The organism is Acinetobacter sp. GG23, assembly GCF_057766365.1.
The window spans coordinates 405240-430923 of the sequence record NZ_JBYMDJ010000002.1 but is presented as its reverse complement, the minus strand read 5'-3'; the positions used below and the strand labels follow the sequence as shown (position 1 = coordinate 430923).

The 25684-nt window shown below is 42.7% G+C and carries 30 protein-coding genes and 1 pseudogene; 11 read left to right on the top strand and 20 right to left on the bottom strand.

Translation table 11 applies throughout. The features are described from left to right. Positions 1–7: 7 nt before the first annotated feature. The 14 genes and pseudogenes from rplX to AC3CAU_RS05100 form a co-directional block, all read right to left on the bottom strand. Positions 8–328: a 50S ribosomal protein L24 gene (gene rplX, locus AC3CAU_RS05165; protein ID WP_131217791.1), complete on the bottom strand. Its 321-nt coding sequence runs from the start codon at positions 326–328 to the stop codon at positions 8–10. A gap of 9 nt (positions 329–337) precedes the next feature. Next, entirely contained in the window at positions 338–706 is a 369-nt protein-coding gene (gene rplN, locus AC3CAU_RS05160; RefSeq protein ID WP_004650480.1) for a 50S ribosomal protein L14, read from the bottom strand. A gap of 91 nt (positions 707–797) precedes the next feature. Next, positions 798–1055 (bottom strand): 30S ribosomal protein S17, encoded by a 258-nt coding sequence (gene rpsQ, locus AC3CAU_RS05155; protein WP_131217792.1) that lies wholly within the window; start codon positions 1053–1055, stop codon positions 798–800. Then, complete coding sequence (gene rpmC / locus AC3CAU_RS05150) at positions 1052–1249, bottom strand: 50S ribosomal protein L29 (protein ID WP_005012982.1); 198 nt, start codon at positions 1247–1249, stop codon at positions 1052–1054. Before rpmC ends, rpsQ begins: the two co-directional genes overlap by 4 nt. After that, the gene (gene rplP / locus AC3CAU_RS05145) at positions 1249–1662 is read right to left on the bottom strand and encodes a 50S ribosomal protein L16 (protein ID WP_067726649.1); all 414 of its coding nucleotides are present in this window, start codon (positions 1660–1662) and stop codon (positions 1249–1251) included. The genes rpmC and rplP overlap by 1 nt, the downstream gene beginning before the upstream one ends. Then, a pseudogene (gene rpsC / locus AC3CAU_RS05140) lies at positions 1602–2418 on the bottom strand (30S ribosomal protein S3). The gene rplP and the pseudogene rpsC overlap by 61 nt, the downstream one beginning before the upstream one ends. Before the next feature lies 1 nt (position 2419). Continuing rightward, on the bottom strand, positions 2420–2749 hold the full coding sequence (gene rplV / locus AC3CAU_RS05135; protein WP_131217794.1) for a 50S ribosomal protein L22: 330 nt from the start codon (positions 2747–2749) through the stop codon (positions 2420–2422). Positions 2750–2758: 9 nt separating this feature from the next. Continuing rightward, on the bottom strand, positions 2759–3034 hold the full coding sequence (rpsS, locus tag AC3CAU_RS05130; RefSeq protein WP_004281508.1) for a 30S ribosomal protein S19: 276 nt from the start codon (positions 3032–3034) through the stop codon (positions 2759–2761). 19 nt (positions 3035–3053) lie between these two features. After that, positions 3054–3878, bottom strand: a complete 825-nt coding sequence (gene rplB / locus AC3CAU_RS05125; protein WP_067726653.1) for a 50S ribosomal protein L2 — start codon at positions 3876–3878, stop codon at positions 3054–3056. 11 nt (positions 3879–3889) lie between these two features. Next, positions 3890–4210, bottom strand: coding sequence for a 50S ribosomal protein L23 (gene rplW / locus AC3CAU_RS05120; RefSeq protein WP_424619556.1), 321 nt, complete (start codon positions 4208–4210; stop codon positions 3890–3892). Then, a complete protein-coding gene (gene rplD / locus AC3CAU_RS05115; RefSeq protein WP_131217796.1) occupies positions 4207–4809 on the bottom strand; it encodes a 50S ribosomal protein L4 in 603 nt (200 codons plus the stop codon). Before rplD ends, rplW begins: the two co-directional genes overlap by 4 nt. Before the next feature lie 11 nt (positions 4810–4820). Then, positions 4821–5459 (bottom strand): 50S ribosomal protein L3, encoded by a 639-nt coding sequence (rplC, locus tag AC3CAU_RS05110; RefSeq protein ID WP_131217797.1) that lies wholly within the window; start codon positions 5457–5459, stop codon positions 4821–4823. A gap of 60 nt (positions 5460–5519) precedes the next feature. Then, a complete protein-coding gene (rpsJ, locus tag AC3CAU_RS05105; protein WP_000070912.1) occupies positions 5520–5831 on the bottom strand; it encodes a 30S ribosomal protein S10 in 312 nt (103 codons plus the stop codon). 258 nt (positions 5832–6089) lie between these two features. Continuing rightward, the gene (locus AC3CAU_RS05100; protein WP_424619553.1) at positions 6090–6827 is read right to left on the bottom strand and encodes a type 1 glutamine amidotransferase; all 738 of its coding nucleotides are present in this window, start codon (positions 6825–6827) and stop codon (positions 6090–6092) included. Positions 6828–6985: 158 nt separating this feature from the next. Between AC3CAU_RS05100 and AC3CAU_RS05095 the strand changes: the two genes are divergently transcribed. The 7 genes from AC3CAU_RS05095 to AC3CAU_RS05065 all read left to right on the top strand — a co-directional run bounded on the left by AC3CAU_RS05095 (position 6986) and on the right by AC3CAU_RS05065 (position 13832). After that, positions 6986–8188 carry a PLP-dependent transferase gene (locus AC3CAU_RS05095; RefSeq protein WP_447053666.1) on the top strand — a complete coding sequence of 401 codons (1203 nt, stop codon included), beginning with the start codon at positions 6986–6988 and terminating at the stop codon, positions 8186–8188. A 32-nt stretch (positions 8189–8220) separates the two neighbouring features. Next, positions 8221–9804, top strand: a complete 1584-nt coding sequence (locus AC3CAU_RS05090) for a helicase HerA-like domain-containing protein (protein WP_424619549.1) — start codon at positions 8221–8223, stop codon at positions 9802–9804. Between the two features lie 149 nt (positions 9805–9953). Further along, positions 9954–10718, top strand: coding sequence for a globin domain-containing protein (locus AC3CAU_RS05085; RefSeq protein WP_424619546.1), 765 nt, complete (start codon positions 9954–9956; stop codon positions 10716–10718). A gap of 97 nt (positions 10719–10815) precedes the next feature. Further along, entirely contained in the window at positions 10816–11259 is a 444-nt protein-coding gene (locus AC3CAU_RS05080) for an RrF2 family transcriptional regulator (RefSeq protein ID WP_424619544.1), read from the top strand. 101 nt (positions 11260–11360) lie between these two features. After that, positions 11361–12221: a ribosome biogenesis GTP-binding protein YihA/YsxC gene (gene yihA / locus AC3CAU_RS05075; protein ID WP_424619542.1), complete on the top strand. Its 861-nt coding sequence runs from the start codon at positions 11361–11363 to the stop codon at positions 12219–12221. Between the two features lie 154 nt (positions 12222–12375). Beyond that, positions 12376–13320 carry a metal-dependent hydrolase gene (locus AC3CAU_RS05070; protein ID WP_447053667.1) on the top strand — a complete coding sequence of 315 codons (945 nt, stop codon included), beginning with the start codon at positions 12376–12378 and terminating at the stop codon, positions 13318–13320. A 92-nt stretch (positions 13321–13412) separates the two neighbouring features. Beyond that, positions 13413–13832 carry a VOC family protein gene (locus AC3CAU_RS05065; protein ID WP_424619538.1) on the top strand — a complete coding sequence of 140 codons (420 nt, stop codon included), beginning with the start codon at positions 13413–13415 and terminating at the stop codon, positions 13830–13832. Here the strand turns inward: AC3CAU_RS05065 and AC3CAU_RS05060 are convergent. Further along, positions 13829–15067 carry a dicarboxylate/amino acid:cation symporter gene (locus tag AC3CAU_RS05060; RefSeq protein ID WP_424619536.1) on the bottom strand — a complete coding sequence of 413 codons (1239 nt, stop codon included), beginning with the start codon at positions 15065–15067 and terminating at the stop codon, positions 13829–13831. The two genes, AC3CAU_RS05065 and AC3CAU_RS05060, sit on opposite strands and share 4 nt — an antisense overlap. Before the next feature lie 379 nt (positions 15068–15446). Next, a complete protein-coding gene (locus tag AC3CAU_RS05055) occupies positions 15447–16319 on the bottom strand; it encodes an acyl-CoA thioesterase (RefSeq protein ID WP_447053668.1) in 873 nt (290 codons plus the stop codon). Positions 16320–16610: 291 nt separating this feature from the next. Between AC3CAU_RS05055 and plsB the strand changes: the two genes are divergently transcribed. Then, entirely contained in the window at positions 16611–19187 is a 2577-nt protein-coding gene (gene plsB, locus AC3CAU_RS05050) for a glycerol-3-phosphate 1-O-acyltransferase PlsB (RefSeq protein ID WP_447053669.1), read from the top strand. A 126-nt stretch (positions 19188–19313) separates the two neighbouring features. On the opposite strand, the gene AC3CAU_RS05045 is transcribed toward plsB, so the two are convergent. Next, complete coding sequence (locus AC3CAU_RS05045) at positions 19314–20120, bottom strand: NAD-dependent epimerase/dehydratase family protein (protein ID WP_447053670.1); 807 nt, start codon at positions 20118–20120, stop codon at positions 19314–19316. A gap of 35 nt (positions 20121–20155) precedes the next feature. Between AC3CAU_RS05045 and recG the strand changes: the two genes are divergently transcribed. Beyond that, positions 20156–22201 (top strand): ATP-dependent DNA helicase RecG, encoded by a 2046-nt coding sequence (gene recG / locus AC3CAU_RS05040; RefSeq protein ID WP_447053671.1) that lies wholly within the window; start codon positions 20156–20158, stop codon positions 22199–22201. Between the two features lie 212 nt (positions 22202–22413). Beyond that, positions 22414–23046, top strand: coding sequence for a ComF family protein (locus AC3CAU_RS05035; RefSeq protein WP_447053672.1), 633 nt, complete (start codon positions 22414–22416; stop codon positions 23044–23046). 56 nt (positions 23047–23102) lie between these two features. On the opposite strand, the gene AC3CAU_RS05030 is transcribed toward AC3CAU_RS05035, so the two are convergent. Together AC3CAU_RS05030 and AC3CAU_RS05025 are read right to left on the bottom strand one after the other, a co-directional pair. Further along, a complete protein-coding gene (locus AC3CAU_RS05030; protein WP_131217812.1) occupies positions 23103–23510 on the bottom strand; it encodes an NUDIX hydrolase in 408 nt (135 codons plus the stop codon). A gap of 2 nt (positions 23511–23512) precedes the next feature. After that, positions 23513–24106 carry an LOG family protein gene (locus tag AC3CAU_RS05025; RefSeq protein ID WP_131217813.1) on the bottom strand — a complete coding sequence of 198 codons (594 nt, stop codon included), beginning with the start codon at positions 24104–24106 and terminating at the stop codon, positions 23513–23515. Positions 24107–24254: 148 nt separating this feature from the next. On the opposite strand from AC3CAU_RS05025, the gene AC3CAU_RS05020 reads away from it, so the two are divergent. Then, on the top strand, positions 24255–25268 hold the full coding sequence (locus AC3CAU_RS05020) for a CorA family divalent cation transporter (RefSeq protein ID WP_131217814.1): 1014 nt from the start codon (positions 24255–24257) through the stop codon (positions 25266–25268). 116 nt (positions 25269–25384) lie between these two features. Here the strand turns inward: AC3CAU_RS05020 and AC3CAU_RS05015 are convergent, their stop codons facing one another. Continuing rightward, positions 25385–25675: an STAS domain-containing protein gene (locus AC3CAU_RS05015; RefSeq protein ID WP_447053673.1), complete on the bottom strand. Its 291-nt coding sequence runs from the start codon at positions 25673–25675 to the stop codon at positions 25385–25387. Positions 25676–25684 lie beyond the last annotated feature (9 nt).

Genomic DNA, 25684 nt, shown 5'->3' with positions numbered 1-25684 from the left:
CAACCTATTACTTCGCTACCGCCACTGATTCACCATTTGATTTGAATACGCGAGTTTTCACGCCTTCAGCATCAAATTGGTAACCAACACGGTCAGCCTTTTGGGTTGTAGCATTAAAAACTGCCACGTTTGAGATATGAAGCGTAGCTTCCTGAGTTACGATGCTGCCTTCAGCGCCAGTAGCTCGGTTCGGCTTTTGATGCTTCTTAACCAAGTTAAGGCCTTCAACCTTAACACGATCATTTGAAACAGACAGAACAGTTCCCTGTTTGCCTTTTTCTTTACCTGCGATCACAATAATTTGATCGCCTTTTTTAATCTTAGCCATGAGTGCCTCTTATAGAACTTCAGGAGCCAATGAAATGATTTTCATGAACTGTTCAGTACGAAGTTCACGAGTCACTGGTCCGAAAATACGAGTTGCAATCGGCGCTTTGTTGTTGTTCAAAATCACAGCAGCATTGTCATCAAAACGGATGATAGAACCATCCGGACGACGTACACCGAATTTCGTACGTACAACTACAGCATTCATCACGTCGCCTTTTTTAACACGACCGCGAGGAATAGCTTCTTTTACAGTAACTTTAATAATGTCGCCAACTGAAGCATAACGACGATGCGAGCCACCAAGTACTTTAATACATTGTACGCGGCGTGCACCACTGTTGTCTGCTACGTCGAGCATACTTTCGGTCTGAATCATTGCCCTACTCCAAAACCGAGCAACACCGGTCGAAATTTCGAAAGGCTCAAAGAGTACTCGAAATCAACCGATGATGCAACAAGAACGTTAATTACTCAGCAGCTGCTTCAACAACTTCAACTAGAGTCCAAGACTTAGTTTTAGAAATTGGGCGGCTTTCTTTAATGGTTACCAAGTCGCCAGTTTTAGCAACATTGTTCTCATCATGAGCGTGTAATTTAGTTGAACGGCGGATTAATTTGCCATACAACGGGTGTTGAACGCGGCGTTCAATAAGTACAACAATAGATTTATCCATCTTGTCGCTTACGACTTTGCCAGTTAACGTGCGAACTGTTTGTTCACTCATTGTCCGTTCCCCTGTTTTTCGGTAAGGAGTGTCTTAATACGAGCAATAGTCTTACGAGTAAGCGCAACTTCATGCGATTTACCCAATTGACCAGTTGCTTTAGCCATACGAAGACGGAATTGATTAAGCTGTTGCTCATCAAGCAAAGCTGTCAACTCTTCTACCGATTTTTCACGTAGATCATTAGTTTTCATTACATCACCGTCTTAGTAACGATAGTGGTTTTAAACGGAAGCTTAGCAGCTGCAAGCGTAAACGCTTCACGTGCCAATTCTTCGCTAACACCATCCATTTCGTACAAGATCTTACCTGGTTTGATTTGGCAAACCCAGTATTCCACAGAACCTTTACCTTTACCCATACGAACTTCTAATGGTTTTTCAGTAATTGGTTTGTCTGGGAAAACACGGATAAAGATCTTACCACCACGTTTTACACGACGGCTGATTGTACGACGCGCAGCTTCAATTTGACGAGCAGTCATTTGACCACGCTCGAGAGATTTAAGTGCAATAGTACCGAAAGATACAGTGCTACCACGATGCGCTAGACCAGTGTTACGGCCTTTTTGTACCTTACGGAACTTAGTACGTTTAGGTTGCAACATGGATTATTCTCCTTTTTCAGCAGAACGATCATTGCGACGACCACGACGCTCCTGACCCTCACCACGACCGCGACCGCGTTTAGCTGGACGTTCTTCAGCAGGAGCAGGGTTCATGACTTGTTTCATGCCACCTAAAATCTCGCCGCGGAATACCCAAACTTTAACACCGATCGTACCGTAAGTAGTTTCAGCACGTACAGATGAGTAGTCGATGTCAGCACGAAGTGTATGCAAAGGTACACGACCTTCACGATACCATTCAGTACGGGCAATCTCAGCACCACCTAAACGACCAGAAACTTCAACTTTAATACCTTTAGCACCAGCACGCATAGAGTTTTGAACCGCACGCTTCATAGCACGACGGAACATTACACGTTTTTCTAATTGAGAAGCGATAGCTTCAGCAACTAAACGAGCGTCTAAGTCTGGGCGGTCGATTTCGTTGATACTTACTTGCGCAGGAACACCCATAATAGATGTTAATTCGCGTTGTAATTTCTCAATATCTTCGCCTTTTTTACCGATTACGATACCTGGACGAGCAGTACTAATTGTAATTTTAGCAGCGCCTGTAGGACGTTCGATAAGAATTTTGCTAACCATCGCATTCTTAAGTTTTTTAGTTAAAAACTCACGAACTTGAAGATCTTTAAGCAAATATTCAGCGTATTGTTTCGGATTCGCATACCAGTTAGCGTTATGACGTTTCACAACACCTAGGCGGATACCGATTGGATGAACCTTCTGACCCATATCAAACCCCTACCTTAACGGTGATGTGACAAGTACGCTTAGTGATACGATCTGCACGGCCTTTAGCACGTGGCATAATACGTTTAAGGCTAGTGCCTTCATCAACGTAAATCGTAGCAACTTTAAGGTCGTCTACATCTAAACTGTTATTATGTTCAGCGTTTGCAATTGCAGATTCCAACGCTTTTTTCACTAAAACTGCAGCTTTTTTGTTGCTGAAGTTCAAGATGTTTAGAGCGTGAGCAATAGACTTGCCACGAATCAAATCTGCAACCAAACGTGCTTTTTGTGCCGAGATAGCGGCACCGCGTAATTTAGCAGTAACTTCCATCATAGCACCTTAACGTTTAGATTTCTTGTCAACACCGTGACCACGATAGGTACGAGTTGGCGCGAATTCACCGAGTTTATGACCAACCATATGTTCAGACACAATTACCGGAACATGGTTACGACCATTATGAACAGAAATTGTTAAACCAACAAAATCTGGGAGTATCATCGAACGACGCGACCAAGTTTTGATCGGCTTACGGTTATTAGCCGCGATAGCCGCTTCAACCTTAGCGAACAAGTGCGCATCGACGAATGGGCCTTTTTTCAGAGAACGAGGCATTGTCAGATTCCTTTACTTGTTACTTAACGCGACGGTCGCGAATGATCATCTTAGTCGTACGCTTGTTGGTACGTGTCTTGTACCCTTTAGCTTTTTGACCCCATGGGCTTACAGGTTGAATACCTTTGTTACGCCCTTCACCACCACCATGTGGATGGTCAACTGGGTTCATCGCCATACCACGTACGGTAGGACGAACGCCACGCCAGCGTGAAGCACCCGCTTTACCGAGTGAACGAAGGTTGCTTTCCTGGTTAGAAACTTCACCAAGAACTGCACGGCATTCAACGTGAATTTTACGCATTTCGCCAGAACGTAGACGAACAATTGCGTAAGAACCGTCACGACCCAACAACTGAACAGAAGTACCAGCTGAACGAGCTAATTGCGCGCCTTTACCGATTTTAAGTTCGATGTTGTGAAGAGTAGAACCGATAGGCATGTTACGAAGTGGTAAGCAGTTACCTGGACGAATTGGAGCATCGTTACCAGATTGTACTTTATCACCAGCGCGTAAACCTTTAGGAGCGATGATATAACGACGCTCACCATCCGCATACAACACCAAAGCAATGTGTGCAGTACGGTTAGGATCGTATTCGATACGCTCTACAGTTGCAGGAATACCATCTTTGTTACGTTTGAAGTCAACAATACGGTAGTTCTGCTTATGACCGCCACCAACGTGACGAGTCGTAATGTGACCGTTGTTATTACGACCACCAGTACGTTTTTTAGCTTCAACCAACGGTGCATAAGGCGCGCCTTTGTGAAGATGGTCATGAACGACTTTCTCTACAAAGCGACGTCCTGGTGACGTTGGCTTACATTTTTGAATAGGCATAATTCTCGTCCTTATTCCGCTGCGCTTTCAGCGGTATCGCCCAAGTCAGCCATTTCAACTTCTTGGCCAGCTTTCAGGGTGACGTATGCTTTTTTAACATCAGAACGACGTCCCAATGTTTTACCAAAGCGTTTAGTCTTACCTTTAGTGATCGTTGTGTTAACTTTAACAACTTGAACACCAAAGAGTTGTTCCACTGCTTTTTTGATTTCAAGTTTATTTGCATTGATAGCAACTTTAAAAACTTGAACACCAGCAGCTTCACCTAAAACTTGTGCTTTTTCTGAGAATACAGGTCCTTGTAGGACTTGATAGATACGTTCGTTGTTCATCCGAGTTCTACCTCAATTTTCTTAGCAGCAGCTACAGACATAACAACTTTATCGAACGCGATCAAGCTAACAGGATCAATTGCAGCAGCATCAACCACATCAACGTGTGGAATGTTACGAGCAGCAAGATACAAGTTCTCATCAACAGCATCAGTAACGATTAATGCACGAGTCGCATTCAAGTCGTTAAGTTTTGCAAGCAATTCTTTAGTTTTTGGAGCTGCAACAGCAAAATCTTCAACTAAAACTAAGCGATCTTGACGAACAAGTTCAGCTAGGATGCATTGCATAGCACCGCGGTACATTTTACGGTTAACTTTTTGAGACCAATCTTGTGGACGGGCAGCAAAAGTTTTACCACCACCAACCCAGATCGGGCTACGAATAGAACCAGCACGCGCACGACCAGTACCTTTTTGACGGAAAGGTTTTTTACCACCGCCAGATACATCGCCACGCGATTTTTGAGCTTTAGAACCTTGACGACCACCAGCTAAGTAAGCTGTAACAACTTGGTGTACAAGAGCTTCGTTAAACTCACGTCCGAAAGCAACTTCAGACAATTCAACAGCAGAGCCGGAAACAGTATTTAAATTCACAATATTTCCCCTCAGGCCTTGATCGTAGGACGAACGATAACGTCGCCACCAGTAGCACCAGGAATCGCGCCTTTAACAACAAGAACTGAACGTTCAGTGTCGATAGAAACGATTTCAAGACCCTGTACAGTTACGCGCTCAGCACCTAAATGGCCAGCCATTTTTTTGCCTTTGAACACGCGACCAGGAGTCTGGTTTTGACCAGTAGAACCTAGAACACGGTGAGATAGTGAGTTACCGTGAGTTGCGTCTTGCGTACGGAAATTCCAACGCTTAACACCACCTTGGAAACCTTTACCTTTAGATTGACCAGTTACGTCAACAACTTGACCAACCGAGAACAATTCAACAGTAAGAGAACCACCAACTTCACGACCTTCAAGATCAGCTTCTGTAGCGCGGAATTCTTTAACTAAACGACCAGCAGCAACACCCGCTTTAGCGAAGTGACCTTTCTGAGGATTAGTTACGCGAGATTCGCGACGCTCACCAGTAGTGATTTGAATCGCTTGATAACCATCAGTTTCAAGCGTTTTGATTTGAGTGATGCGGTTAGGATCAACCTCAATCACTGTAACAGGTACAGAAACACCAGCATCTGTAAAGATACGTGTCATACCGCACTTGCGACCGACTAAACCAATAGCCATGTGCATAAACCTCTAAAAAAGCGGCTTAATTAACTTAGAGTGTTAATTAACCCGAAAGCCTTAACCCAATGCGATCTGAACATCAACACCAGCTGCAAGATCTAATTTCATCAATGCATCAACAGTTTTGTCTGTTGGTTGAACGATGTCGATCAAGCGCTTGTAAGTGCGGATTTCATACTGGTCACGCGCGTCTTTGTTAACGTGCGGTGAAGTTAGAACGTTAAAACGTTCGATGCGTGTAGGCATCGGAATTGGACCACAAACTTGTGCGCCAGTGCGTTTTGCTGTTTCTACGATCTCTTGAGCAGATTGATCAATTAAACGATGATCAAAAGACTTCAAACGGATACGGATTCTCTGGTTAGACATACCAGTAAACTCCAAGCCAAAAATATAAAGAATCACCTCTGACGCATCTCACCTATTGGTAAGTGTCAAAGGCAGTGAAAATCACTAAGGTCATGATCGATGCCACGACTGTCACGATATTAACTACTTTATTCGTAGTTAACCCCTTTCATTAAAGGGCCGCTCATTATAGCCACTGTTTAACGCTTAAGCAAATCTCTTTTGTGCTTTTTAGTGGTTTTCTGACATTATAAATTTGTAACATTGTTTAAAAATAAATCAACATGCGGTATTTTGCAAAACATACTCTATTGCTTTATTTAATATTTGATTTCCTTGAATAAAATTAATTTTTGGCGACTTTTTTAATTGTTGTTCAGATTGTACATACTCTCCTGTAAAATTTACCCGCTCTTCATTATTTTCTAAAAACAGTTTTAATGTTTCTGGTGTAATCTCTGGATGAAACTGGAATCCCAAGACATTTTTGCCAATTTGGTACATCTGGTTTCGGCAAACATCATTTTCGGCTAAATGAATCGCCCCTTTCGGTATTTCAAAGGTTTCACTATGCCATTGCATCACATTAAATTGCGCTGGCAATTCAAAACATGCTTCAGGCACATGATTAACTTTGCGCACCCCAGTCCAGCCTAATTCCTGTTTTTCATTGCGGCTAACCGCTGCACCCAATGCATTAGCAATAAGCTGAGCCCCCAAACACAAACCAATTGCGGGTTTGCCCATCGACAGATAACGTCGCAACCAGCGTTTTTCGACTTTTAACCAAGGAAAATTTGCTTCATCATTCACGCTCATTGGTCCACCCATAATAATGAGTAAATCCACATCTTCCATATGAGGTAAAGCTTCAATATCCAAAGGCCGATCTACAGGTAATGCAAAAAACTCCGTTGCACTCATTTTAGCCTGGTGCTGTTTTAAAAATGGATAACAACTGCCGAACCCTTCACCAGCAATATGCTGAAAATAATGTACCTTTAAATGCGACTTCATGCGCTCCCGCCTATTGTTGTGTTCTGATATAGGTTTAGCAAAAATGAAGCCAACATTATGTGCAGATTAACGTTTCTATACATTTCGGCATTTATATAGCCTAATGTTCAAGTTTCTCTTAAGCTAAGACTAATTTTAATACGACTTAGAGCAAAAAATTGAAAAAGAATCCGCAAACAGAACTGATTCATGCACCACGTAAAGCCCCTCAGTACATTTCTACGATTCAACCTCCCCTGTTTCGTGCATCAACCATTATTTTTAAAGATACCAATGCACTGTTTAATCGCCATTGGACCGACGACTATGACTATAGTTATGGCACCCATGGCACACCGACTACTTTTACTTTGGGGGACAACCTTGCCCAAATTGAAGGCGGTGAATATTGCCTGCTGGCGCCGAGTGGTTTGTCTGCCATCAATCTGGTAAATTCATGCTTTTTGGCACACGGAGATGAAGTTTGGGTTGCAGACAATATCTATGGTCCAAACATGGAACATCTGCGCAATCTGGAAACACGTTATGACATTTCAGTTAAGGTTTACAATCCAATAGATGTGGATAGTTTCCAACCTACGAATAAAGCCAAACTGATTTGGTTGGAAGCTGCAGGGTCAGTCACTTTAGAGTTTCCCGATTTGGTCGGCTTGGTCAAAAAAGCTCAAGCACACAATATCCTGACTGCACTGGACAATACTTGGGGAGCAGGCCTTGCCTTTAATGCATTTGATTTTTCTGATCAGCATTTAAGTGTTGATCTGACCGTGCATGCATTGACGAAATACCCAAGTGGTGGCGGTGATATTTTGATGGGTTCGGTGGTGACAGATGACAAAAACCTGCATCATAAACTGTTCCGCATGCATGCCATTCAAGGCATCTCTATCTCAGGGGATGATGCTGCACAAGTTCAACGCAGTTTAGCTTCCATGCGAGTTCGTTATGAACATCAGTCTCAAAGTACTTTAAAACTACTGAACTGGCTGAAACAACAGCAAGAATTTGTTCAGGTGCTACATCCTGCCGATGACTCATCTGCTGGTCATAATTATTGGAAAGAGATTTGTACCACAGGTGAAAGTGCCGGCTTGGTCAGTGTTATTTTCAAACCTGAATATAGTTTAAAAGATATCCGCAGATTCTGTGATGGCTTACAACTATTTAAGTTGGGTTTTAGCTGGGGTGGCCCTGTCAGCCTAGTCATGCTTTATAACTTAAAGAATATGCGTGTACTTGAGCATACACATTTACAACAAGGATTATTGGTTCGTTTTTGTATAGGACTGGAACATCCAAGCGATTTAATTCAAGATATAGAAAACGCGTTAAAACAATTAAATACGCCACAACTCGAATAACTCAAAACACAAGAAAATAAACAGGAATAGACATGGGTACACCTATCGTTATTGCCAAGAAAACCTCGAATACTCAACAAGAGATTGTTTTACATTCACAGTTTGCCAACCGCCACGGCTTAATCGCGGGTGCAACGGGAACGGGTAAAACGGTGACTTTAAAAGTTCTTGCAGAAAACTTTTCCCGAATGGGTGTGCCCGTGTTTTTAGCCGATGCCAAAGGCGATGTTTCAAGCCTGGCTAAAGCGGGGTCAAGCAATGCTAAATTCGATGAACGCCTTAAAGTCCTAAAGATTGAATCTATCCCGTTTGCTGCATCACCCGTGGTGTTTTGGGACTTATTTGGCCAACAAGGTCATCCGATCCGTACTACGGTTTCGGAAATAGGACCGTTACTATTAGCACAAATGCTCAATCTGAATGAGACCCAAGAAGGTGTACTTTCGGCGGTTTTCCGGATTGCAGATGATCAGGGCTTACTGCTGATTGATTTTAAGGACTTAAAATCAATCCTCGCTTATGTATCTGAACATGCTGCAGAATTTCAGGCGGAATACGGCAATCTTTCTCCTGCCAGTCTGGGTGCCATTCAACGCAACTTACTGGCTCTTGCAGACCAAGGCGGTGATCAGTTTTTTGGCGAACCCGCTTTAGACATTATGGATTTCATTCAGACTGACAGCCAAGGTCGCGGCAATATCAATTTACTTGCCGCAGACAAGCTGATGAATACCCCAAAACTGTATGCCACCTTCTTGCTCTGGATGCTATCAGAACTGTTTGAACAATTGCCTGAAGTGGGCGATATGGATAAACCTAAACTGGTGTTCTTCTTCGATGAAGCGCATTTATTGTTTGATAATGCCAGCGCAGCGCTACAGGAAAAAATTGAACAGGTGGTGCGTCTGATTCGCTCCAAAGGTGTAGGAATTTATTTTGTCACTCAAAATCCACTCGACCTGCCTGAAAGCGTTTTAGGACAACTCGGTAACCGTGTACAACATGCCTTACGTGCATTCACCCCGAAAGATCAAAAAGCGGTAAAAACGGCAGCAGATACTTTCCGTGCCAATTCTGAATTTATGGTCGATCAAGCCATTACCGAACTGGGTGTCGGTGAAGCCTTAATTAGCTGTCTGGATGAACAAGGTATTCCACAAATTGTAGAGCGGGGCTGGGTGATGCCACCCTACTCTTCATTTAGCCCGATGAGCGTAGATGAACGTAAAATACTGATGAATCAAAGCATCGTTGCCGGGATGTATGAACAACATATTGACCGCGAAAGTGCTTATGAAATGTTGCAGCAAAAAGTCGTCCAACTTCAGCAACAAGCAGTTGCTGAAGAAACAGCGAAACAGCAAGCCAAAGAACAAGAAGCGTTAGCCAAACAACAAGCAAAAGATCAGGAAGCTTTTGCAAAGCAGCAAGCACGCGAACAAGAACGTATTGCACGTGAGCAGCAGAAAGAAGCTGATCGCGTATCAAAACAACGCGAAAAAATGACTCAGGATATTGTCGGGACATTTGCCAAAAGTGCGGCACGCAGTTTAGGGGGCAGTACAGGACAAAAAATTGTCCGTGGTTTGCTCGGTTCTCTTTTCGGCAGAAAATAACTTCTTTTTCCTATCAGGATTTTCAAAATTATGGGATATTCAGATATTCCATAATTTTTTTATGGTTTTTTAAAAAGATGTATTTACAATAATTTTTATAAGATGTATTTTAAATACATCTTATAGCCACAACAAAAGATGTTCTAGCCATGACTCCACAACATATCGAACTTGTTAAATCCACTGTCCCTGTCCTACGTGAAAATGGTGTTGCACTGACCAGCTATTTTTACAACCGCATGCTGAACAATAATCCAGAATTAAAAAATGTCTTTAACTTAGATCATCAAACTAGTGGTCGTCAGCCACGTGCCTTAGCAGCAGCGGTATTGGCCTATGCAGAACATATTGAAAATCCAAGTGTTTTAGCTAAAGCAATCGAGCACATCACCACTAAGCACGTCAGCCTTGATATCCAACCCGATCAATATGCCATTGTGGGTGACAACCTGTTGCATTCAATCAGCGAAGTTTTAAATGTACCTTTTGAATCTGAACTGATTGCTGCCTGGAAAGAAGCTTATATGCAATTGGCAGGCATTTTAGCTGGAGTAGAAAAACAGAAATATGAAAACCTAGCTGCACAAAATGGCGGTTGGGCTGGATGGCGTGCTTTTGAAGTTGCTACAGTTGAAAGCACAGAGACTGGCAAACGTTTTACTTTAAAAGCACAAGATGGTCAGCCCGTGGTTAATGCAGAAGCAGGAAGCTATATTTCTGTGAAAGTTAAAGTTCCTGGACATGACATTCAACAACCACAACAATTTACGTTTGCTGATGCCCAATCTGCAGATCAATTTGTTTTTGATGTAAAACCTGAAGTAAATCATACAGAATATTCTGTTGCCAACATCTTGCTTGAAAACTACAAAGCAGGTGATGTGGTTCAGGTTTCTGCACCAGTTAAAGGCTAAATGCTGAATAATTAATTCATTGATTCTGATTGAAAGTTCCTTTCGGGGGACTTTCAAGCTACCCTATAAATCTCCATCCTCATCTTTTAAAGACTCTATGCAACTCAATAAATTTACTGATTATGCCTTGCGTCTATTGATGTACATCTCCAGACCCAGAGACACCCCTTATACCATTGCAGAGATTGCACGAGATTTACATGTCTCGCAAAATCATCTGGTTAAAATTGTTCATTTCATGGGAAAACAGGACTGGATCATTACCACACGTGGAAAAGGCGGCGGGATTCGCCTAAATGCAGAAACTTTAAATTTAAATCTGGGTCAAATTGTGCGTATCCTGCAAGGCGATAACCAGATTGTGGAATGCAATACACCACCTTGCGTACTGCGCAGCAACTGTGGCCTTAAAGGCATTTTAGATCAAGCACTTGAACAGTTTTATCAATCCTTAGATCACTATCGTTTAGGCGATGTACTTGATCAAAGTAGTTCCAGTAAAGTTACCACCTCACCCCTCATTTCGCTGATTAATCTTTAAATCGCCAGCGGAAGTTTTACTGCTTTCAAAATGCAAAGGTCGCTTGCCTAGACGACTTCCTTTATAATGTTTCTTTGTAGATCATTTATTGAAGTTGAGTTATGCACCACAGCAGAGGAAAATCCAAAAACAGTAAAATAGCCAATGCGCCTAAGCAAAAGATCAGCTATGAGAAAAAAGTTGATTCTGCCATTACTGAATATTCTGTGCGTTCACTCAACTGGTTACGCCAAGCCGAATTCTTGATGAGTGCGCCAAAGCTCAACCTGTGTGTAGAAGATACAGGTTATGAGATTGCTTTTGCGGGCCGTTCAAATGCCGGTAAATCCAGTGCCATCAATGCCTTGACCAATCAAAAACAGTTGGCACGTGCATCGAAAAAGCCGGGTCGCACCCAAATGATCAACTTCTTTAGCTTGGGTAATCCGGATCAGCGTCTGGTCGATTTGCCGGGTTATGGTTATGCAGCTGTACCTGAAGCAATGAAACTGGTTTGGCAGAAAGAACTGGAAAATTATCTAATTCATCGTCAAAGCCTGCAAGGGTTGGTGTTGTTGATGGATATTCGCCATCCCCTGCAACACTTTGACGTGATGATGCTGGAATGGGCCTATTCACGTAAATTGTTTGTGCATGTATTGTTGACTAAATCAGACAAATTGAACCGTGGCCCTGCATCAAAAGCGTTGCAAGAAGTGCAACAGCAATTGAGAAAAATGAAGCTTAATTTTTCGATTCAGTTGTTCTCATCGATGAACAAACAAGGTTTGGAAGAACTTGCCAGCGTGATGGCCGGTCGTCTGAACTTTACCCTAGAACAAGCGACTGAATTCGATTTAGATAGCATTCCTGAAGCTGACGCCAACGATCTGGATGAACCAGTAGAAATTATGGATGCAGATGATGGGGCAGAGATCGAAATTGCCGACGATGTGACCGATGAAAGCAGACAAGCTGATTAATACCGGTTGTCTGACAAAATTTATCATCTATTGATATTTGAATGTCCTCTATTGCTAAGCACAATTGAGGGCATTTTTTTATACTGCTCCTAAGTCGATGCAATCATGATCACGGACCAAATAACTTGATCACAGACAAAATAAGGACAGGATGATGAAGTTTTTATCGTTATTGAAAAAGTCTAAAACTGGATCATCAATTGATTACCAAATCAAGCCGCGTAAAGTCAAATTTGAATGGCAACAGACCCCTGTCGACTGGATTCCCAATCAGCCTTTTGTCAGTTATTTCGTCAATGAAATTAATATGATTTTACCTGCGGGCGAATTCTGGTTCTGCCGTTTATATAACAAAGTCTTGCCACAAATTAGCGATGAAAAACTCAAACAGGATGTCAAAGCTTTTATCCGCCAGGAAGCCATGCATGCACAGGCACATGCTTCAGCGAATAAAGAATATCTCTCGGTGCGCAACATTGATGTAGAGCGCAATCTTAAACTCATGGATTTCCTCTTTGGCACGTTACTGGCAGACCAACCGCTCGGTTTAAGGGTACCAAAATCACTCAAACATCAGTGGGACTTATTTCGTCTCGGCATTATCGCTACAGTTGAGCATATGACCTGCGTGCTGGGAAAATATATTTTGTATAACCAATATTGGGAACAGCTTGGTGCCGATCCCGCCATGCTCGATCTGGTCAAATGGCACGGCGCAGAAGAAATAGAACACCGTACCGTGGCCTTTGATTTATACCGTCATCTCGGCGGTGGCTATATTGCGCGTTATTACTTAAGTGTGGTGGTCATTGCAGGTGTGCTTGGTTTATGGGTCGATGGTGCAGCGCATATCATGCAGCAGGATGAACGTTTTAAATCTGTTCGCCCCCAGGTATTTAAACCGTGGATCTGGCGTGAATGGTATCGCATTTCACAAAAAGATAATCGCTTAATGCCGAACCCACTGTGGCTGGTTTCACAACAACTGGGATATTTAATGCCTTGGTACGATCCGGTGCATGAAGCCAAAACTGAAGATGCAATTGCCTATTTGAACACTTCCCCTGCTGCAAAATGGGCAGCACTGAAAGTCGCTTAAAGCAATCACACAAATACCAAACAGTAGGGCTTTATGCCCTGCTTTTATTTACACTACAATAAATCCAGATAAGAAAAAAATCAGGATAAAAAATGAAGCCGTATATTTCTGTTATTACGCTTGCCGTCAAGGACTTAGAGGAATCACTCAAGTTTTATTGTGAAGGTTTGGGCTTACATAGTAAAGGCATTCTGGGTCAAGACTATGCATATGGTGCAGTCGCTTTTATAGATCTGCAATCAGATTTAAAACTTGCCTTATGGCCGCAACAGAGTATTCAGCAGGATACCGGTCTGGAACTGAACCCAATGTGTCCGACCCAAATGACCCTTGAACATAATGTCTTTAGTCCATTAGAAGTCGATCAAGTCATAGCACAAGCAGCACGTGCAGGTGCTCAAATTATTAAACCTGCACAAGCTACCTTTTACGGTGGATATGCAGGTTATTTTCAAGATCCCAATGGGCATGTTTGGGAGGTAATTTGGAATCCATGCTGGGAAAACGATTAAGTTGGAATTTCCTCATCACGGGTGTGACGGTCGACCACCACGCTAATCATCATATCGCCTTGCACATTAACCACAGTACGCACGGTATCCAGTAAACGGTCTATCGGTAATAAAATGGCAATGGCTTCCGCGGGCAGACCGACTGACTGCAATACCATAATCATGGTCACCATGCCTGCACTTGGAATACCCGGTGCACCTAAGGAGGCAATCATAGCTGTCAAACAAACAATAAGCTGTTGTCCAATACTTAAATCCAGCCCCATCAAGTTGGCAATAAATAAAGCCGCAGCAGCTTCATAAAGTGCTGTGCCATCCATATTTAGCTGTGTTCCCAAGGGAATAACAAAACCGGCTGTTGCTGGACGTACCCCCAAGTTCTCTTGAGCACACTTCATGGAAAGTGGCAGGGTGGCCGAACTGGAACTGGTTGCAAAAGCAGTAATCAGGGCGGTGCGTGTGCCTTTAAAAAAGGTAATCGGATCCATCTTGCCAAAAATCCACAATAGGAGTGGTAAAACCACGGCACCGTGAAAAATAGTGGTTCCGGTCACCACAGCAGCAAATTCCATCAGACGGTTCAGTACAGAAATGTCTTCGGTTGAAATGAGTTTTGCCAGCAGAGCAAAAATACCGATCGGTGCAAGTCGCATTACCCAGATGATCATAAACATCATCATGTCAAAAAACTGCTGACTGACCTGACGTACAGTTTTGAAACGTTCACCGCCATGTACCAAAGCCACCCCAAAAAATAAGGCAAACAGTACTACAGCCAGGACATTGCCTTCGGAAAAAGCTTTAAAAGGATTGATTAGGGTATTTTGAATAAAATTGGTGAAAAATGAGGTTGGCGTTAAAGTGTCCGGGGTTTGATGGGTATTCATAGCATCCTGAAACAGGGCAATGTCTACGCCCTTGCCGACATCAAACAGATGCGCACAACTGATCCCAAGAATTAAAGCCAAAGTGGTGGTCGTAACACAGCATGCCAAGGTAATTTTCCAGACTTTGCCTAATTGCCCACCCGATTGTAAATTGGAGACGCCAACTACAATTGAACTAAAAATAAGGGGAATTAACAGCATCTTCAATAAGCCAATAAAAATACTGCTGGCAATTCCCAAACCATACAAACTGGCATTAAAAAATGCGCTGTCGGGATAAAGATTCAGAATAAAACCGAAAGCCACGCCTAAAATTGCAGCAATCAAAATTTGGGTATTTAAGCTCATCTCTACATGCTTTTATTGTTAAGTCTTGCAGGCACTATGCCATGCCTTATTTTTAGAATCGAGGAACTTTTTGTCACAAATTCAGCACAAATATACAAAAGCATAATTTACACTTTGTCTGGATCTCCAACGACTTGCCGAATAAATGGCATAAAATCTGCTTTTGAATCACTACTCCTCTACAAATAATTAAAAGAATACCCATATGAAAAAAATAATTCTTATCGCCACGCTCATATTCAGTATGGGAACAGCTTTTGCTCATTCTGGCCATGGCTGTCATAAAGATGTCTCGGAAGACATTCCACACTGCCACTAAAATAACATTATAAAAAAACCGGGCTTTATACCCGGTTTTTTTAAAAACAAATATGATCTGTTATTGGGTTTCAATTTCGCGGATACGAATTAGACCTTCTTGAGTAGTACTGCACACCAGCTCACCATTTTGCCACATGCGACCGAAATTCAGGCCACGCGAACTCGCACTTACCGTAGCATCCATGTCGTATAGCATCCATTCATCCACGCGGAATGGCTTATGGAAATACATGGCATGATCAATACTGGCACATTGCAAACTTGGCGATAAATAACTTAAACCGTGCGGACGAAGCGCTGTGGTCATTAAAGTAAAGTCTGAATAAAATGCAGCAATGGCCTGATGTAAAGAAAGCTCGTCAATTTCTGGCGCGATTTTATCATGCGTCCGCAAATAGTGCGCATAAGATGGCGCTTCAGGTTGGGGTTGAAATGGATTGCTTGGATCAATCGGACGAATATCAATATGGCGATCGCGCATAAAACTGGCACGCACATTTTCCGGCACAAATTCCACAAACATTTTTTTTAGTTCAGCTTCTGATTTTACCTGTTCTGGTGCCGGATATTCAGGTTCACTAATCTGGTAATTCAACCCCTCTTCTGGATGAGCAAAAGAAATCATCGCGGTAAAAATGGTACGACCATGTTGAATGGCACGGACTTGGCGACTGACAAAGCTCTTGCCATCTCGCAAACGGTCGACTTGATACAGAATAGGTGCATTGATATCCCCTCCATACAAGAAATAAGCATGCAGTGAATGTGCAGGACGATCCGTTGTATACGAGGCAGCTCGTAATGCCTGTCCTAACACTTGGCCACCAAAAACACGTTTTCCAACCAAGTTTCGGCTTATCCCTCGGTAGACATTCTCTTCAATTTTTTCAAGGCTAAGTAATTCAACCAATTCTTGGGTTAACGCATTCATAAACGACCTATTTTGCTGGGGGATACCTGAAATGTAGGCGAAAAATTTAAATCAATCAGATAAACTATTGCAGCTATTTTGCCATAAATCCAGACCAAAGCCCTACAGTTAGACTGACTGGTGTGTCAGATTATTTATGGTATAGAGTGGCTAAAAAGACGATTTTTAACGATATATTTAACAATCAACATGCATTTTGTCAGAAAATGACATAATGTTTTAAATTATAATGATGCTAAATAATTCCCCCTCAGAATATCTGTGGTTTCGGTCATTTAAGTAGGAGTGTATATGTCCAAGAGTGGCTTTGGTCAAATCTATCGTCAGCTTTCAAGCAAGCTGCTTGACCTCGTGGTAACCCCACATGTTCTTGGTGAGGTTCCTACTGAACCGACAACTACAGAAGAAAATACAGCAACAGAGCAGCCGATTAAGCAAAAAATCATCTGTTATGTTCTACAAAACTACTCACGTAGCAATGCACTGATTGTTGATGGTGAAACACGACGTCTTAAACTTCCCCCTGCCTTAGATCCGTTAGTGGTCGGGAATCAGAAAGAAAAAGCATCGGTGTTGTTCTTACAACATCACAATGAAAATAATTTACTCAATCCTCCACCGCATGCTTTTCCGCCACGCTTACTCCGTTTAATTGATCTTTTAGAAAATCATCCTGAAGTTGATATCGAGCTTATTCCTGTGACTGTGCTGTGGGGGCGCTCGCCTGATAAAGAAGATTCCTGGTTCAAGCTGCTGTTTACGGATACTTGGGCAACCCCGGGTACAGTTAAACAACTGGTGAATATCGGCTTGCATGGCCGTCAGTCTTATCTGGAATTCCATCAAGGGCAATCCTTGCGTACGCTGGTCGAATTTGCCAGAAAGACCCATCCAAACTTGTCGCCTGCGACCTATATCCTCAATACCCTGAATAAGTATTTAGACGGTCAGCGCGAAGTTGTACTCGGCCCTGACCTGTCAGACCGCCGCAATGTCATGCATTCACTGATCAAATCTAAAGATGTGCAAGAAGCAATTCGCCGTGAAAGCATACGCAGTAAAGTCAGCATGATTGAATCAGAACGTCGTGCGATTACTTATTTAAACGAGATTGTCTCTGATTATTCACATTCTGCGGTGCATTTTGCCGATATGGCGCTGACCCGTTTATGGACACAGCTATATGACGGCGTAGAAGTGCATAATTTCAGTACCGTACGTGAACTCGCCAAAGACTACGAAATTATTTATACCCCTTGCCACCGCAGTCACATTGACTACTTGTTGCTGTCTTATGTGATTTATAAACGTGGCATGATGGTTCCGTACATTGCTGCAGGTGATAACCTGAATATGCCGTTTGTGGGTCAATTACTCCGTGGTGGCGGTGCCTTCTTTATTCGTCGCACCTTCCGTGGCAATGGCTTATATACCACGGTATTTAAAGAATACCTGTACAGTATTTTATCGCGCAACACCCCGCTGGAATATTTTATTGAAGGCGGCCGTTCACGCACCGGTCGTTTGTTGCCACCGAAAACAGGCATGCTTGCGATGACGGTACATAGCCATTTGCGTGGTCGATCAAAACCGATCGTATTCCTGCCGACGTATATTGGCTATGAACGCCTGATGGAAGGCTCAACCTATGTCGGTGAGATGCAAGGCAAGCCGAAAGAATCTGAGTCGATTATTGGTATTTTAAAAACCTTGCGTAAAATCGAGCGCATTTTCGGTAAAGTGCATGTGAACTTCGGTGAACCGGTATTTTTAGATGACATGCTGAAAAAACACGGTGCAGATCAAATCAAAATTGAAAAAAATGATGACCCAGTTCCGCAAGAAGTGTCGGATGCAGTCAACGGTTCAGCGAATGCAATTTTAGAAAACATTAACCGGGCTGTGGTAATTAACCCGGTATCGCTGCTTTCTCTGATTCTACTGGCAACGCCAAAACATACCTTAGATGAAGAAATCTGCATTAAACAGCTGGATGTTTATCGTAATTTGGTTGCTGCCTTACCTTACGATGAACGCACCCAAGTCACACCGCTTTCAGGCAAAGAAATTATTGCCTATGGTCTAAAACTGAAGCTGATTAAACGCATCAAACACGTGTTGGGCGATATTATTGCGATTGAAGATAATCAAGCTGTATTACTGACCTACTTCCGCAATAACATTTTGCATGCTTTTGTATTGCCGTCTTTAATTGCTGCCTTGGTTGAACATAACGGTTCGATTCGTCGTGGTGATCTGATCAATGTAATTCGCACGCTTTATCCATTCTTAAAAGCTGAATTGTTCTTGAAATGGCAAGATGATGAGCTGAAAGATCAGATCTGTGCCTATGTTGAAGCATTAATCAAGGCAAAATTGATTTCCGAAGATAGTGAGGGCAACCTGGTTTCGCCTGCACCAAACTCAGAAGATCACAACCAGCTTGTGGTGCTTGCCGCTCCGGTAATGCAAAGTCTTGAGCGTTACTATATGACGCTAGCGCTGATCACCCAGCGTGGTTCAGGCAACATTTCGACCCGTCAGGTGGAAGAGCTGAGTCATCTGGTCGGTCAACGCTTGTCGGTACTTTATGAGTTCAATTCACCAGAATTCTTTGATAAAGCCCTGTTCCAAAGCTTTATTAAGGTACTGACTCAACAGGGCTATATCCGTAACAACGAAGACAACGCCATTGTGTTTGATGAGAACTTCCAGAATGTTGCGCAGTACGCCAACTTGGTTTTGGATGATGTGACCTTGCAAATGCTTCAGCACATTACGACCTTTAGCGATGAAGAGCTGAAAGAAGCTTTGGATGCTGTTGCTGCTCAACAAGCGAAACGTCGTTTGAAGCGCAAAAAGAAATAAGAGCCTTAAGAGTTCACTTTCCTTTTAGAAGATGAGGAGCTCGAAATATATTTCAAGTCCGCAAGGGGATGGTTTAATTTTAATCCTCCCCTAACCCCTCCTTTAAAAAGAAGGAAGGAGAGTTTCTTATATTTTTTCCCACATCTGCAAATAATCCTCAAAACAATCTTCATGGTCCAGCTCAAATCCTGTTTCAAGCATTCGAGTTGCATAAATCCTTTTTCCTGACACTACCTCACTGTCTAAAACCAGTTCCGCTAAATTCAGCTGTCGTTGAAACCATTGAATAATTTCATGCAAAGGGAGCGGCTGATTATTGCTGACAATATACAAATTCTTTAGATGTTCCACGTGAATCAAGTGTGCAAGAAACCGTGCCAAGTCGTCGATATGAATTCGGTTTGACCAATGTATGTTGGCATAAGTTTGAGTACTCTCGGCCAGCTTGATCATTCGGGTAATCGAGGTGCCATAAATCCCGGTTGGGCGAGTAATGATGCATTGTTTCGGAAAAGCCTGCTGATAAAGCTGTTCCATTTGTCGTAATAATCTACCCTGCTCATCAACAGGTTGAATACATGACTTATCATCAATGCGCTCACCCTTATTTTCACCATACACACGAGTGGATGACACAACCACGATCTTTTGAATGGGATGCTGTTTTAATGCGGCTACAATGGGAGCAACAGAATCAACATAGGTCTGTTTATACCCTTCGATACTGCTCTGTGAAGGCGACAGCAACACATACGCCCAATCTATAGGCTTGATCTGGGTTAAATTGAGCTGATGAACATCCTGAATCAGATGCGTCGCAAATTCATCGGTTTTCGGACTTTGGCTAATTGTGGTAATTTGGTGGCCTTGCTCAAATAACTGTTTAGCAACGCGCCGAGATGTTTTACCATAACCAATAAATAATATATGCATTAAACACCTGATTACATAACCGAAGTTGAGGGTAAATGGCTGCAGTCCATCAATTGCAAGGGGTAGGAAATGCCTCTGCTGCTTTACTGGAAAAACTGAATATTTTCAGCACAGATGATCTACTGTTTCATCTGCCACGTGATTATGAAGATCGTAGCACGATCATCCCCATGAACCAATTGACCGTGGGGCGCAGCTATTTGCTAGAAGGCATCGTCAAAGGTGTGGATTTTCCACCGGGCAAGCGCAAATCGATGGCGGTGCTCTTGGAGGATGATTTTGGCAAAGTCACCTTGCGTTTTTACCATGTTTATAAGGCCCTGACCGATCGAGCTAAACCGGGCAATCAGCTACGCATTTTCGGTGAAGTCCGCGTTGGTGCACGTGGTTTGGAAATGTATCATCCCGAAATCCAGCTGATTACCCAACATACGCCCTTACCCAAAACTGAACTGACTGCCATTTATCCGGCAACCGAAGGCTTAACCCAAGCCAAACTGCGCGAATATGTCAAACAGGCACTGAAACAGCATAGTGATGACCTACCTGAATTATTGCCAGAAAAATTTACCAATGGTTATGCGCTGAAACAGGCACTGGAATATATTCATGAGCCGCCACTGAATGCCAATATGTTGCAACTGGCACAAGGCTCACACCCTGCCCAGCAGCGTTTAATTTTTGAAGAACTGGTCGCGCATCAGATTAGTCTGCTTTCACGCCGTGCTTATATTCAGCAAATTGAAGCCCCTTCTTTTTCACCCAGTAAAAATTTTGCCAAACAGTTATTAGGCAGCTTGCCCTTTAGCCTGACTGGTGCGCAAAAACGCGTCTCCAAAGAAATTGTGCAGGATTTAAAACAAAACAAACCGATGCTGCGCTTAGTTCAGGGAGATGTCGGTGCGGGTAAAACTCTGGTTGCAGGCGTTGCAGCGTGTCATGCCTTAGAAGAAGGTTGGCAAGTGGCACTGATGGCACCGACTGAAATTTTGGCTGAACAGCATTATTTAAATTTTAAAAAATGGTTTGAACCATTAGGCCTTCATGTTTCCTGGCTTTCCGGGAAACAAAAAGGTAAAGTGCGTGCAGCAGCAGAACAAGGCATTAAGGAAGGCAGCGCCAATTTAGTGGTCGGTACCCATGCCCTGTTTCAGGAAAATGTTGAATTCGCCAAACTGGGGTTGGTGATTATTGATGAACAGCATCGCTTTGGGGTCGATCAACGGCTGGCACTGCGTAACAAAGGTGCCAACAATATGACACCGCATCAATTGGTGATGACGGCTACCCCGATTCCACGTACGCTCGCCATGTCTGCCTATGGCGATCTGGATACTTCGGTGATTGATGAACTTCCTCCCGGTCGTACCCCAATTCAAACCGTGACCATTCCTTTAGACCGCCGTGAAGAAGTTTTAGCCCGAATTGCCAGCAACTGTGCTGAAGGCAAGCAAGCGTATTGGGTCTGTACCCTGGTGGAACAATCAGAAACCTTGGATGCGCAAGCAGCTGAAGCAACTTATCAGGAAATTAAGGAACGCTTTCCACATATCAATATTGGCCTGGTACACGGCAAAATGAAAGCCGATGAAAAGCAGGCAGTGATGCAGCAATTTAAAGACAATCAGCTGCAACTCCTCATTGCCACCACCGTCATTGAAGTTGGGGTTGATGTGCCGAATGCCTCAATTATGGTAATTGAAAATGCTGAACGCTTAGGGCTTTCTCAGTTACATCAATTACGTGGACGGGTTGGGCGTGGCGCAACCGCCAGTTTCTGTGCCCTGCTTTATAAAAGTCCTTTATCGCAAAATGGTCAGGAAAGATTACGCATTTTGCGTGAAAGTAATGATGGTTTTGTGATTGCAGAAAAAGATCTGGAAATTCGCGGTCCGGGTGAGCTACTTGGCACCAAGCAAACCGGAGATATGGGTTTTCGGGTTGCCAAGTTAGAACGTGATGACCATTTGCTGAATCAGGCGCATTATGTGGCACAGCAAATTCTCAAAGACTATCCGGAAAATGCCAAAGCTTTACTCAAACGCTGGCTGCCTGAAGCCCCACGCTATGCATATGTGTAAAGCATAATTTCAAAAGAACACATTAGATAACAAGTACAAATAAAATGTTTAATCAAGTAGCAACGATCACATGAGTGGCATGGATGCCGTCCTAACAAGAGTCGCTATACGCTTTGTAGATTTTAAAATGAATGATTAAATCCAATAAAAAACTCTTGAGCCTTCATACATGTGGTGTAAAATTAATATCAAATAAAAAGAAAAATAAAAACATGCTGCAATTCATTAGCCCATTACTTTACAAAGCAATCCAAAGCATTTCCCCCTGCGTACTTTGTGGAATAGACTTACAACACCGCCATTCACTCTGTAAAGATTGCTGGCAACAATTGCCGTGGTCTAAAAGTACAGTTCAGCGTCAGCAAATGGATATTCAGGTGGCTTATCATTATGCCTATCCAATTGACAGGATTATTCAAAAATTTAAATACGAACAACAACTGCATTTTCAAAACTTGCTTGCTGGCGCACTAATCGAACTTCGCCTACCTAAAATTCAGGCTATTGTCCCGATGCCGATATCTACTAGACGACTCCTAGAACGCGGTTACAATCAGTCTCTGATCCTGGCTAAAATTATGGCCAAACAAATGAATGTTCCCATCTGGCAACCTGTTAGTCGTTTACAGCAACATTCACAAAAAGGCTTAAGCCGATTAGAACGCATTGATCAGATTGAACAACAGTTTCAGATCAACCCCACATCAAAGCTTCGTTACCGCCGTGTACTTATTTTAGATGACGTCGTGACCACAGGCAGCTCTATCTATGCATTAAAACAAAAGCTTGAAGAACTGGGTTGTCATAAAGTTTACGCAATGTGTATCGCAAGTGCAGAAACTTAAATATTCCTCTGTTTTTAAAAGACAAGTAACAATGTAAAACTTGCTTTAGTCACTATCTAAGCAATTGTACTTTCTGTTAAAAACAGCTTCACCCACGGCATCACAATTTCAGTCGTCAATGGAGCAAGTTGAGTTTCTTTATCCTCTAAATCGACCCATTTCATCTCTGCAATTTCTGCATCAATTTTCGGAGTATGATCCAGACTCACCACATAGACATAACTGACCAATAAATGATCAGGTTCATTGGCAGTTGCCGTTTCAAAACGCCCGACAAATTGCTCAATCGATGCCTGACAACCAATTTCTTCCTGAATTTCACGCAGCATGCTATGTTCAGGTAGCTCATTTGGTTCCAACTTTCCACCGACCTGCATAAAACAGGAGGTATTCTGCTTCCGAACTACTAAAAGCTGGCGCTGATCATTTAAAATAATGGCAGCAGCAACGGTAATCACTTTCATCTTTATCTCACCAATTCTTGCTGATCGACCATACCCCATTTCGGTTGCGGAGCTTGAAAAGTATTAAATTGCTGTAAAATGTCTTCGATAGAATCTGAGGCAATAATACTGTCGGTAAAACGGGCATGGGTAAAACCTTTAACGGTAGTCAACTGGATAAATTTCAGTAAATCATCATAAAAACCGTCCACATTTAAAAATGCACACGGCTTTAAATGAATGCCCAACTGCGCCCAAGTCCACTGCTCAAAAATTTCTTCTAAAGTTCCTGCGCCACCCGGTAAAGCAATAAAAGCATCGGACAGTTCTGACATCTTGGTTTTTCGTTCATGCATATTTTTAACCACATGCAATTCTGTTAAATGTGGATGTGCAAGCTCACGGTCGACCAATGCATTCGGAATCACACCTATGACTTTACCTCCTGCCTGTAAGGCACTATCGGCAACAATACCCATCAAGCCTGATCGCCCCCCTCCATAGACCAATGTTTTGCCTTGCCGAGCAATGGTTTGACCCATTTTCTGTGCGGTATCCAAAAAAATAGTATCTGTTCCCACAGCTGAACCACAAAAAATTGCGATTGATTTCGTCATTGTTTCACCTGTTTTTAAGATGTCATATTAATAAAGTAACTTTTCAGGAGATTTTTTAATAAAAAAGCGATTCAATCAGTGTTTTTATTCAATTCCTTGTCTAAAATACACGCATTGATTAACCTATACTGCGCAGGGAAAAGACAGCATGCTTGAAGCCTTTTACGCCACAGAGCGCGGTAGTTTGGAAGATGCCATTATTAATGGAGGCTTTGATCTTCACCCAGATTTGGTGTGGATTGATTTAATTGCACCCTCACAAGAAGAAGAACAATGGGTATTAGATGCCTATAAACAGAATTTACCCACACTAAAATCCTTAGAAGACATTTCCTCATCAGCACGATTTTACCGTGATGATGACGGTATTTTACATATCAGTACTTACTTTTTAACGAAAAATAAAAACTTTCAGGTTGATGCTGAAACAGATGACGATTCGAGTATCTTAGCCACCGTACAAACAGTTGCTTTTATTCTGCATAAACAACACCTGTTTACTCTGCGCGGTGAAAAGCTGGTTGCGTTCCGTGCCTTTCGTGCACGTGCTCGGCGTAATGATTATGAAATTGACTATAAAGATCCCACCTGGGTATTACTGGGTCTGCTTGAAGCCAAACTGGATGAGCTTGCGGATATCTTGGAAGATGTCCATAAAGACCTGGAAAAATATTCTACCGAAGTATTGAATAACCGTCATCGTGAACAAATACTCGATTTGGATGACATGATTACACGCTTGGCTCAATTAGAAGACATGCTTGGAAAAGCCCAATTATGTTTAATCGACTTGCGTCGTGTACTGACTTTCTTGTCTCGCCCACGTGCTTTGGGCAGTCATATTTACGATGCTGATATTCGAGAGCTGAGTGAAGATGTGCGATCTCTGGTCGAACATGATGCCTTCTTGTTCCAGAAAGTACGATTCTTACTCGATACCACCTCCGGATTCATTAACACCGAACAGAATGACACGATCCGTCGATTCTCGATCTTGCCAAGTATGCTTGCTCCGCCCATGCTGGTTGCCAGTATTTATGGTATGAATACCGATGTATTGCCTTTTGCCAGAGGTACTACCAGTTTTATTATGGTCGGTATTATTTTGCTTGCTTTCTTTATTGGCCCGCTGGCCTATTTCCGTTGGAAAAAATGGATTTAAGCGAGCTTCAAAATACTGCTTTTAAAGCGAAGCGCAAGAAATGCTTCCGATTTGATCAATACCTATTTGCAGACAATAAAAAAGCACCTTTAGGTGCTTTTTTATTGTCTCTGTGTTCAGGTAATCAATTGCAGATCATTTTGCAAATGACAAGCTTGAATAATTTTGATCATTTTTTCAGGCACAGCTTTAAACTGTAGACCTTGAGCTTTCGGAGTCTGGCGTAACCAGCGCACCAGCACCGCCAAAGCCAAGGTACTACCATGCTCCAGCTTCGCCAAATTCACTACCACGGGAAACTTATTTTGAGATTGAATCAGTTTCACACCCTGCTGGTAATAGCTTTCAGCATTTAGATAATCTATTTTTCCAGAAACTTGTAATTCCTGATTAATGACTTCAATCACCGACCACCT

Excerpts from the sequence above, each read along its gene's own strand:
- rpsJ (WP_000070912.1), bottom strand. The coding sequence starts at position 5,831 with ATGTCTAACCAGAGAATCCGTATCCGTTTGAAGTCTTTTGATCATCGT.
- AC3CAU_RS05035 (WP_447053672.1), top strand. The coding sequence starts at position 22,414 with ATGCTGCAATTCATTAGCCCATTACTTTACAAAGCAATCCAAAGCATT.
- AC3CAU_RS05060 (WP_424619536.1), bottom strand. The coding sequence starts at position 15,067 with ATGAGCTTAAATACCCAAATTTTGATTGCTGCAATTTTAGGCGTGGCT.
- AC3CAU_RS05055 (WP_447053668.1), bottom strand. The coding sequence starts at position 16,319 with ATGAATGCGTTAACCCAAGAATTGGTTGAATTACTTAGCCTTGAAAAA.
- rplC (WP_131217797.1), bottom strand. The coding sequence starts at position 5,459 with ATGGCTATTGGTTTAGTCGGTCGCAAGTGCGGTATGACACGTATCTTT.
- AC3CAU_RS05090 (WP_424619549.1), top strand. The coding sequence starts at position 8,221 with ATGGGTACACCTATCGTTATTGCCAAGAAAACCTCGAATACTCAACAA.
- rplX (WP_131217791.1), bottom strand. The coding sequence starts at position 328 with ATGGCTAAGATTAAAAAAGGCGATCAAATTATTGTGATCGCAGGTAAA.
- AC3CAU_RS05065 (WP_424619538.1), top strand. The coding sequence starts at position 13,413 with ATGAAGCCGTATATTTCTGTTATTACGCTTGCCGTCAAGGACTTAGAG.
- AC3CAU_RS05045 (WP_447053670.1), bottom strand. The coding sequence starts at position 20,120 with ATGCATATATTATTTATTGGTTATGGTAAAACATCTCGGCGCGTTGCT.
- rpsS (WP_004281508.1), bottom strand. The coding sequence starts at position 3,034 with ATGCCTCGTTCTCTGAAAAAAGGCCCATTCGTCGATGCGCACTTGTTC.
- rplP (WP_067726649.1), bottom strand. The coding sequence starts at position 1,662 with ATGTTGCAACCTAAACGTACTAAGTTCCGTAAGGTACAAAAAGGCCGT.
- yihA (WP_424619542.1), top strand. The coding sequence starts at position 11,361 with ATGCACCACAGCAGAGGAAAATCCAAAAACAGTAAAATAGCCAATGCG.
- rpsQ (WP_131217792.1), bottom strand. The coding sequence starts at position 1,055 with ATGAGTGAACAAACAGTTCGCACGTTAACTGGCAAAGTCGTAAGCGAC.
- AC3CAU_RS05020 (WP_131217814.1), top strand. The coding sequence starts at position 24,255 with ATGCTTGAAGCCTTTTACGCCACAGAGCGCGGTAGTTTGGAAGATGCC.
- plsB (WP_447053669.1), top strand. The coding sequence starts at position 16,611 with ATGTCCAAGAGTGGCTTTGGTCAAATCTATCGTCAGCTTTCAAGCAAG.
- rplB (WP_067726653.1), bottom strand. The coding sequence starts at position 3,878 with ATGCCTATTCAAAAATGTAAGCCAACGTCACCAGGACGTCGCTTTGTA.
- rplW (WP_424619556.1), bottom strand. The coding sequence starts at position 4,210 with ATGAACAACGAACGTATCTATCAAGTCCTACAAGGACCTGTATTCTCA.
- AC3CAU_RS05025 (WP_131217813.1), bottom strand. The coding sequence starts at position 24,106 with ATGACGAAATCAATCGCAATTTTTTGTGGTTCAGCTGTGGGAACAGAT.
- AC3CAU_RS05100 (WP_424619553.1), bottom strand. The coding sequence starts at position 6,827 with ATGAAGTCGCATTTAAAGGTACATTATTTTCAGCATATTGCTGGTGAA.
- rplV (WP_131217794.1), bottom strand. The coding sequence starts at position 2,749 with ATGGAAGTTACTGCTAAATTACGCGGTGCCGCTATCTCGGCACAAAAA.
- AC3CAU_RS05085 (WP_424619546.1), top strand. The coding sequence starts at position 9,954 with ATGACTCCACAACATATCGAACTTGTTAAATCCACTGTCCCTGTCCTA.
- AC3CAU_RS05030 (WP_131217812.1), bottom strand. The coding sequence starts at position 23,510 with ATGAAAGTGATTACCGTTGCTGCTGCCATTATTTTAAATGATCAGCGC.
- AC3CAU_RS05080 (WP_424619544.1), top strand. The coding sequence starts at position 10,816 with ATGCAACTCAATAAATTTACTGATTATGCCTTGCGTCTATTGATGTAC.
- rpmC (WP_005012982.1), bottom strand. The coding sequence starts at position 1,249 with ATGAAAACTAATGATCTACGTGAAAAATCGGTAGAAGAGTTGACAGCT.
- recG (WP_447053671.1), top strand. The coding sequence starts at position 20,156 with ATGGCTGCAGTCCATCAATTGCAAGGGGTAGGAAATGCCTCTGCTGCT.
- AC3CAU_RS05070 (WP_447053667.1), top strand. The coding sequence starts at position 12,376 with ATGAAGTTTTTATCGTTATTGAAAAAGTCTAAAACTGGATCATCAATT.
- rplN (WP_004650480.1), bottom strand. The coding sequence starts at position 706 with ATGATTCAGACCGAAAGTATGCTCGACGTAGCAGACAACAGTGGTGCA.